Source organism: Pseudomonas sp. 2,4-D (assembly GCF_030418155.1).
Taxonomy (GTDB): Bacteria; Pseudomonadota; Gammaproteobacteria; order Pseudomonadales; family Pseudomonadaceae; genus Aquipseudomonas; species Aquipseudomonas alloputida.
Genome location: NZ_JAUHUI010000006.1, coordinates 12,867 through 20,930, shown reverse-complemented (window position 1 = coordinate 20,930; position 8,064 = coordinate 12,867). Strand labels below are relative to the sequence as shown.

Here is an 8,064-nt window from a genome sequence, read left to right as displayed (position 1 = left end):
GATGCGGAACACAAAGCTGCGTCAATTATACAGCATCAAGGCAGAATGAAATCAATCTGAAATGTAATGAGTTGCAAAGGTTTGTTAACAAACACCCCAAGGCCGGACTTTTTCGGGTTAAAAACAAAAGTCGCCAAAGGCAAGCCGGCAGGGCATTGGCCAAGCAAGAACCGTTTACCGGAGACAAGCATGCTGCGTATCTTTGAACGTCGGCTCGACCCCTTCCCACCCGACGAGGTACCACCGCCGCCCGTTGGCCTGTTGCGCTTCATGTGGGCTTGTACCCGCGGCGCTCGTGGCTACATCCTGGCGCTGGCACTGCTCAGTGCCGGGGTGTCGATATACGAAGCCTGGCTATTCGCGTTCCTGGGCCAGGTGGTCGACCTGCTCGCGTCCTGGCAGGCAGGCGGTACTGTTGGCCCCGAGGAAAGCCGTGTGCTGTGGGGGATCGGCATCGTCCTAGTGGTTAGCATCGGGCTGGTGGCGCTGCGCACCATGGTTCAGCACCAGGTGCTGGCGATCAACCTGCCGCTGCGGCTGCGTTGGGATTTTCACCGCCTGATGTTGCGCCAGAGCTTGTCGTTCTTTTCTGACGAGTTTTCTGGCCGGGTCACTACCAAGGTGATGCAGACGGCGCTGGCAGTACGCGATGTGCTGTTTACCTTCATCGAAATCCTGCCCGGGATTGGCGTGTATTTCATCGCGATCATTGCCCTGGCCGGCGGCTTTGCCCTGAAACTGATGCTGCCCTTCATTGCCTGGGTCGTGCTATTCGGCTTGGCCATGTTGTATTTCGTCCCCCGGCTGGGCAAGGTCGGGCAGGAGCAGGCCAATGCCCGGTCGTCGATGACCGGGCGGGTTTCTGACGCTTACACCAACATCACCACGGTAAAACTGTTTTCGCACTCCAACCGCGAAGCGCACTTTGCGCGCGCAGCCATGGAAGATTTCAAGCAGACCGGTTTTCGCCAGATGCGCCTGGTGAGCCAGTTCGAAATCGTCAACCAGGCACTGGTGGTGGGCTTGATCTTTGGTGCCGGTGGCTACGCACTGTGGCTGTGGCACCAGGGCCAGGTCGGCACGGGGGCCGTGGCGGCGATTACCGCCATGGCCTTGCGCGTCAACGGTATGTCGCACTGGATCATGTGGGAAATTACCTCGCTGTTCGAAAACATCGGCACCGTGCAGGACGGTATGGCCACCCTCACCCGCGGCCCCAAGGTGCAGGATGTGCCGGGTGCTGCAGAGCTGGTAACCACGGGTGGCGCGGTGAGTTTCGACAAGGTCAGCTTCAACTACAACGGCGAGCGCCAGGTGCTCAATGAGCTGACGCTACACATTCGTCCGGGCGAAAAAGTCGGCCTGGTCGGCCGCTCCGGCGCCGGCAAGTCCACCTTGATCAACCTGCTGCTGCGCTTCTACGACGTGGACAAGGGGGAAATACGCATCGACGGGCAGAACGTCGCCAAGGTCACGCAGGATAGCCTGCGCAGCGCCATCGGCATGGTCACTCAGGACACCTCGCTGTTGCACCGTTCGATTCGCGACAACATTGCCTATGGCCGCCCCGATGCTACCGAAGCACAGATCCGTGCCGCTGCGGCCAGTGCCCAGGCCGATGGTTTCATCAGCCAGCTCAGCGACCGCCAGGGCAACAGCGGTTACGACACCCTGGTGGGTGAACGCGGCATCAAGCTGTCTGGCGGCCAACGCCAGCGCATTGCAATTGCCCGGGTGATGCTGAAGAACGCACCGATCCTCCTGCTTGACGAAGCCACCAGCGCGCTGGACTCGGAGGTGGAGGTGGCCATTCAGGAGAGCCTGGATGAAATGATGCAAGGCAAGACCGTTATTGCCATCGCCCACCGGTTCTCGACGATCGCCGCCATGGACCGGCTGATCGTGATGGATGAAGGGCGCATCATCGAGCAAGGCACCCATGCCGAACTGTTGGCGAAAAAGGGTACCTATGCACGGTTGTGGCAGCATCAGAGTGGCGGGTTCCTGGGTGAGGATCAGGGCGTGGCCGAGGCTGTGGAGTAAGCAGAGGCCGGGGGCAGCCAGCGTATACCCAGGCTTCGAAAGCCTGCCCAGTCAATGAACTGCGCCCCTGACGATGCTCATGGTCGCTGCCCATCCGGTAGCACCGCCTGCACCACACTGGCTGGCTGTTGCAACAAGCCTCGGGGCAAGCGGAAGCCTTTGAAAGGTTGCTGGGTAATGGGATTGAAGGCTTTTTCAGCGTTAAGCCGATAGCGCATCACGCCATCTCCGGTCCTGAAGCTCAGGTCCACGCTGGTCGCCGTCCGGCCATTGAGCGCGCCGCGGCTTAGCAAGCGGAACATCGACCACGGGCCACGGTACTCCAGGCTGCTGCTGTTGCCATTTTGCCTTAGCAAGGTGAGATTGCTGCGGACCTGCTGCCCAAAGGTATTGGGCCAGACAATACCCGTGATATGGCTTGGCCCATGGGTGTAGGCAATCAACTGGCCATCCAGGTCCAGCAGGCTGGTACGCTGGTTCGCACTGAGCCCCAAGGGCTCGATGCTGAACTGCACACTCAGCTTGCCACGCTGATCGAAGAATGTTTCGCGGATGCGCTCCGCCAGCTCGAGCTGCTCGATCACGTCGTCACGAATCAGGGATTGCCCGTGCTGAGCGGACTGCAAGGCCTCAAGGTTGTCCTTCAGGAAAACCTTGAGATACCGATCATTAAACTGCTGCAGGCGCCCTTTCGGTCCGAAGAACGCCTCGAAGTCATCCAGCGAAGCATCGGGTGCCTTCACCACAAAGGGGTAGCGGCCTGCCAGGCGTTGCTGGAAAAAACTGTACACGTCAGCATCCCAACGTCGCTCCAGTTCGCGCAGTGCTTCAACGTTCAGCACCTGGGCAGTCTGGTCGGCGAGCTTTCTGACCTGGTGGCTGATAGGCTCCGGTAAACCTGTAGCAATACGTTGCAGGGTGCCGATCGGGTCCTGCCCTGTCATCGCAAAGCGCTGATGCACGGCTTGCAACGCAGCCTTGCCGCGGTCCGGGCTGTCTTGTACGGCCTTGGCGTAGTCCAGCACGGCCGCAACAGCGCCAAGGGTTTCATCGTAGTAGCTCGGCTTTTCTCCTGTCGCCTGCAGCATGGCGCCCAGGCCTGCAAACGCCCGCTGGATGGCCAACGCTTGCTGTTGCTCGGGTTTTCCGGTTGCTACCCGCAGCGTACTCAGCTCACCTGGGGATTCAACAGCTGTTGAAGACGCAAGCGAGGTGTTATCCCTGACCGTGTCCAGCAGCCGCTGCAACGGTGCTGCGGGGCCGGTCAACTGCTCCAGGATCGCGACACCATGGTCCAGATCACGGAAGTCAGCCACCGTAAACGCGTTCAGGGCGCGCCGCCAGCTGTCAATGTAATCGGCGCTGTAGAGGTTATACAGCCGCTCGGTCAGCGCATCGCGGTCGACGTCCGAATAGTCGAGTTGACTGCGCTCCCCCAATGCCCATTGATCAACCATCGCCATTTCAGCGAAGCGCTGGCTGTGCGGCTCGAAGTATTCCCTGAAGCCTTTGGCGGTGAGCATGGCGGCCAGCCTTACATCCTCACCCCCTTGTCTGGCCCCGGAAGACGGCTGGTACACCACGTCGAACGCAGGCCCTACCTGATGACGCAGGTCCAGCCCGGCGTGCAACTGCTGGTACGATTGTTGTTTCAGCGCTGCATAGACCCGCTGTGGCAATGGCAATTTGCGCAACGCCTGCTGCACTTCGCTGACCCGCTGGCGGTACTGCGGCAAATCGGTATCGGCATAGGCCAAGGCGTATTTCAGGTGCTGCATGAGGTCACGCTGCAACTGCCCCTGGCCAGGAAAGGCCCGTTGCCACTGACGGGCCATCCAGCCCTCGACCCATTCGGGCCGGCGGCTGTTACGGTCCTCGATCATCCGGTAAACCCTGAGCGCGTCCATTTGTTGCTCGCTGCCAGGTGGTGCTGCGTTCATGGCATCGATCACACCACTGGCCAAGGCCGGCAAGAAACGTTTGGACAACAAGCTGAGGTACGCCTCATCAACCAAGGGACCAATGTTGCGCCCTTGATACAAGCCAAAATCGGCAACCAGCGGCCAGGCCGCACGATAGTCGCCAAACACCGCCACCGCATCGCGAATCAGGTCCAGTGGCGCCAGCAGGTTGCGCCCGGTCGGATCAAGACGCATATCGACTTCGTGACTACTGTACTCCTGGCTTTTGGCGAGTACACTGGCAGCCTTGGTGCCATTGATATCGGCGTAACGCTGCCAGCTGGCAATGGCGATACTGAACGCCAGGATGCCTACACCAGAGCCCACCCACAGCAAGTGGCGCTTGCTGCGCGCAACCCGAACATTGTCGCCCGCCAGCCCGGCTTCCTGATAAATAACACGCCTGAATGCTTGCTGGATGAAATAGACCAACGCCTTCCCCTGTGCCTTACCTTCACGCAGGGGCAGCTTCGTCGTGTAGGGCTGAGCCGCTTCTCGGACAAAGGCATTGCGCATGTCGCCTTGCTGTACCACTGACGACCAGTACACACCACGTACCAAGGGTGGCGTGGTGAACCGGTCACTCGCCAAGGTTTCGCGCAGGAATGCCTGCAGTATGGGGCGCAACCCGATCAACTGTGCATGCAGTGAGAACAGGCGCCCGCACGGCGCTGTCTTGCCCAGTACATCCAGCCGGTCGATGACCTGCTCCTGCAATTGGGTGAGAAGCCGCCCGTAGTGCTCGTCATACTCATCCAGCCAGGCGTCGAACGCGTCAACCGCATCCAGCTTGAAGGTGAACCCCAACAGGCTTTCACGCTTGGCGGCCGGAAGCTGGCTGTAGAACTGGTCGAAGCCGTCCAGCAGATCGAATTTGGTCAGTACCACGTACAGCGGCAGGCGCGCCCCCAACTGACTGCTCACTTCGTACAGGCGTGTGCGCAACCCATGGGCCAGCGCGACGCGCTGCTCAGGCTTGCCATGCAGCAGCGCCGGCAGGTCGACCACCAGCAACACACCATTGAGCGCCCGCTGGCTTCGCTTACGCTGCAGCCAGCCCAACAGGTGCTCCCACAAACGGGCCTGGATACCGGGCGGCGCGGAGGCATTGGTGGGGTCGTTGGCCGCCGAGCCAGCCGGTGCTTTTTGACTGATGAAAACACCGGGCGGATCGATGATCACAGCATCGTCACTGACCCACCAGCCTACCGGGAAGGCCAGTGCTTCAGCCTGTCGGCCCCGTGCCTGGGCCTGGTCGATACGCGTCAGGGTGAAGCGCTGATCGGTGCGATCGATGAAGCTGCTTTTACCGGACTGTTCGTCGCCCAACACCAGGTACCAGGGCAGCCGGTACAACGCGCGTCGCCCACCGGCATTATCGAGGTACCGCTCAAGCCCCTGGCTCAACGCCCTCTCTTGCGCCTGCACGAACGGTAGCGCGACATCCTGTTTGGCAGCCAGTGCCTGGCGGCGCTCCGCTTGCAGGCGGCGAAAGCGCGTGCGCAGCACCCAATGCCAGCACAGAAGCGGCACCAGCACGAGCACCAGGCTTGCCACGCTGCGATGAGCCACACTTGCCAGCGGTTGCTGCTCACGCCACGTCCATTGCGGTCCAAGCCACCAGATAGCGACCAGCATCAGCAAGGCACCAAACCCGAGCAGCAGCGGCAGCGCCAGGCCAATGCGCGTTACCCACGGCCAGCCCCAACGTTTGAGTTGCGTCCATATTTGTTTCATCGAGGCTCCTGATCCTTGTCTTGAACTGCCAGCGCTGGGGATGCGGCGTACTGCTGAAGCCGCTGAAATACCTCGGGCTCCCACGCACTGGCGGTGGTTTGCTGCATGGTTCGGGCAACGCTGGCGCACAGGTCCTGGGCCAGCCAGGACACGCCCCGCGCGGCCAGCAGATCGGCTGCAATCACCGTGGTGTGGCAACGCTCACGGGGAGCACGAAAGCCCGCTTGCAGCCCTTGCAGCCGAAGGAGCAGCGGTTCTACGCCACCGGTTTCCAGCTGGCTGACCAGCTCCTCGCGCAGACCGCTGAACTCCTGGGGGGTTGCACCTTGGCCTGACGGCCCTTGCGTGCCCTTGAGCCAGGCCAGGCACTGGTCGTCGACAAATACCAGCCCGTCGCTGAAGCACAACTGCTGCAGCGACGGCATACGCTGTACAAACCGGGCGGTGGCACAACGGATGGCCTCGGCCACCTCGCACATCGCCAGCTGTGTGGCGACGGTCGCAGCCAGAAAGCTGCCACGAATCCAGAAGGGGCAAGCCGTCAGGCTCTTTTCAATGCGCTGCAGCAAGGCGGGGTCAACCACCTGACTGGCTATGGCCTCTTCATAGACCCGCGTGATATCCAGCGGCACCGCCATCAATTCCGTACGGTTGCCCTGCCTGACTTGGGGAGCAACCTGAATGTGCGCCCACAGACCGAAACGCCGTAACTGGTAGCCGGTAGCGTCGTAAGGATCCTGCTGGTTGATGAGCTCGGCCATGGACAGCACGGCCCGGCGTGTCTCACGCTCATTGCCCATCGACATGCGTGACACGGGTGTGGCGATGACATCGGCCAACGGTGCAGGCTTCTCGGTTGCAGCCGGCGCTTTGGGCACAGCAGCCTCGCCGCCACCGCTGGCAAGTTCCGAGTATTTGCCTAGCAGGCGCTCAAGTTCGCCCAGTGCTGCCGTGTCCAGCTGCACCGTTTCCTGTTGTTGCAAGCGTTTCAAGGCAGCCTGCGCTGCCGCTGCGTGGGTCGGGGTGTAGGTAAAACGATCAAGACGCGGGAGCGCCTCGGCCAAGCGATCGATCACCAGGGCAACCAGCTTGCGCTTGCCCAGGAAGCCTTTCGGTCCCGGCTTGGGATGAGCGGCCTCCCAATAGCACTCGAGCATGCCGGCCAGCAACGCCAAAGTGCACCCCCACCGCTCCCAGCAGCCGCTACGCAACCATGCGGCACTCAGGTGCGCAACGATTCGCAAGTGCTTGCACTGCAGGCCCAGGTACTGACGGGACGCGTCTTCGATGTAGACCCAGTCGATCGAGGCTTCCTGCAGCCCACCCAGCTTGACCATCTCCTGATCAATGGCCTGGTAGGTTTCGTCCTCGACATCGAACAGGCCAGCCGGAACTGCCGGATCAATCGGCGCGAGCAACCGAGTGACCTCTTCCCCGGATACCTGCGCTACCACCGACATGTGCTTCGCGCCCGGCTGATCAAGGGGTCCAGGCCTTGCGCATCGAAGGTCAGCCCGTCGACCTCGCCGTGATCACTCACAACCTCGATACGCTGGGCACCGATCAGCTTCCTGATCTGCTCAATGGCGGGTAGGCCCCGCCCGGCATCGAGCACTTGGCCGTTCTCCATCACCTGCCAGGGCCTCTCACGGGTCGACCAGCCCTCCCCGCTCAGGCGTACCTTGACCCAGCTTGCTTCGATCGGGCGCCTGGAAATCAGCTGTAGCCGGGAGATGGCCTGAATGCAACTGATTGCCATGTAGGCACGTTCATCACCCGATGCGATGGCGGGCGCCGAAATCACAAGCGCTGGTGCGCCTGCCCCGTCCTGGGGCTGGCTCCCGATGCGAAACGTCAGGTCATCCGGCGCCCGTTCAGCTTCATTTGCCATTACACGTAACACAGTGGGGGCCTGCTGCTCCGGTGCAGACCACTGCCGTTTTGGCGTGTACGCCGGGGTGCCAGCAGCCTGATCGAAACAGGCCAGTCGCTCGACGTTGGACACGATCCGGGGACAGTCCCGCGTGGAGCCTGCCAGCACCGGCTGCAGACAAAACAGCAACGAGAGACCGGCGCCATATGCACAGCGGTTAATCATCCTGAATTTACTCTCCGAAAAGTACTAACGGCCTATATAGAGCAAAGAACTTTCCTACAAATAGATAGCGATACCCATGCACCCGCTCGACCAACTAAAACAATTCCAGCAGAAGCCTATTACACAGCACCTAATGCACACAAACAAATATTTCCTTACATCTTAATGCTCGACCAAAGATCACTCTTGCGTGCATGGTTTTTATAGAAATTGGACAAATAACCC

General features: G+C 60.9%; 5 protein-coding genes. 1 reads left to right on the top strand and 4 read right to left on the bottom strand.

What is annotated here, in order from left to right; all coding sequences use genetic code 11:
* Positions 1-35: 35 nt before the first annotated feature.
* Positions 36-191, bottom strand: a complete 156-nt coding sequence (locus QYE47_RS06885) for a hypothetical protein (RefSeq protein WP_019436861.1) — start codon at positions 189-191, stop codon at positions 36-38.
* Here QYE47_RS06885 and QYE47_RS06880 point away from each other — a divergent pair.
* Positions 190-2,043 carry an ABC transporter ATP-binding protein gene (locus tag QYE47_RS06880; RefSeq protein WP_070383808.1) on the top strand — a complete coding sequence of 618 codons (1,854 nt, stop codon included), beginning with the start codon at positions 190-192 and terminating at the stop codon, positions 2,041-2,043. The two genes, QYE47_RS06885 and QYE47_RS06880, sit on opposite strands and share 2 nt — an antisense overlap.
* A 77-nt stretch (positions 2,044-2,120) precedes the next feature.
* Here the strand turns inward: QYE47_RS06880 and tssM are convergent, their stop codons facing one another.
* The 3 genes from tssM to vasI are packed head-to-tail and all read right to left on the bottom strand — an operon-like array spanning position 2,121 to position 7,839.
* A complete protein-coding gene (gene tssM, locus QYE47_RS06875; protein WP_070383807.1) occupies positions 2,121-5,741 on the bottom strand; it encodes a type VI secretion system membrane subunit TssM in 3,621 nt (1,206 codons plus the stop codon).
* Complete coding sequence (gene tssA / locus QYE47_RS06870) at positions 5,738-7,201, bottom strand: type VI secretion system protein TssA (protein ID WP_014591434.1); 1,464 nt, start codon at positions 7,199-7,201, stop codon at positions 5,738-5,740. The genes tssM and tssA overlap by 4 nt, the downstream gene beginning before the upstream one ends.
* Positions 7,189-7,839 (bottom strand): type VI secretion system-associated protein VasI, encoded by a 651-nt coding sequence (vasI, locus tag QYE47_RS06865; RefSeq protein WP_023389543.1) that lies wholly within the window; start codon positions 7,837-7,839, stop codon positions 7,189-7,191. Before vasI ends, tssA begins: the two co-directional genes overlap by 13 nt.
* Positions 7,840-8,064: the final 225 nt, after the last annotated feature.

What these genes read in the sequence shown, in the direction of transcription:
- vasI (WP_023389543.1), bottom strand. Translation starts at nt 7,839, where the DNA reads ATGATTAACCGCTGTGCATATGGCGCCGGTCTCTCGTTGCTGTTTTGT.
- tssM (WP_070383807.1), bottom strand. Translation starts at nt 5,741, where the DNA reads ATGAAACAAATATGGACGCAACTCAAACGTTGGGGCTGGCCGTGGGTA.
- QYE47_RS06880 (WP_070383808.1), top strand. Translation starts at nt 190, where the DNA reads ATGCTGCGTATCTTTGAACGTCGGCTCGACCCCTTCCCACCCGACGAG.
- QYE47_RS06885 (WP_019436861.1), bottom strand. Translation starts at nt 191, where the DNA reads ATGCTTGTCTCCGGTAAACGGTTCTTGCTTGGCCAATGCCCTGCCGGC.
- tssA (WP_014591434.1), bottom strand. Translation starts at nt 7,201, where the DNA reads ATGTCGGTGGTAGCGCAGGTATCCGGGGAAGAGGTCACTCGGTTGCTC.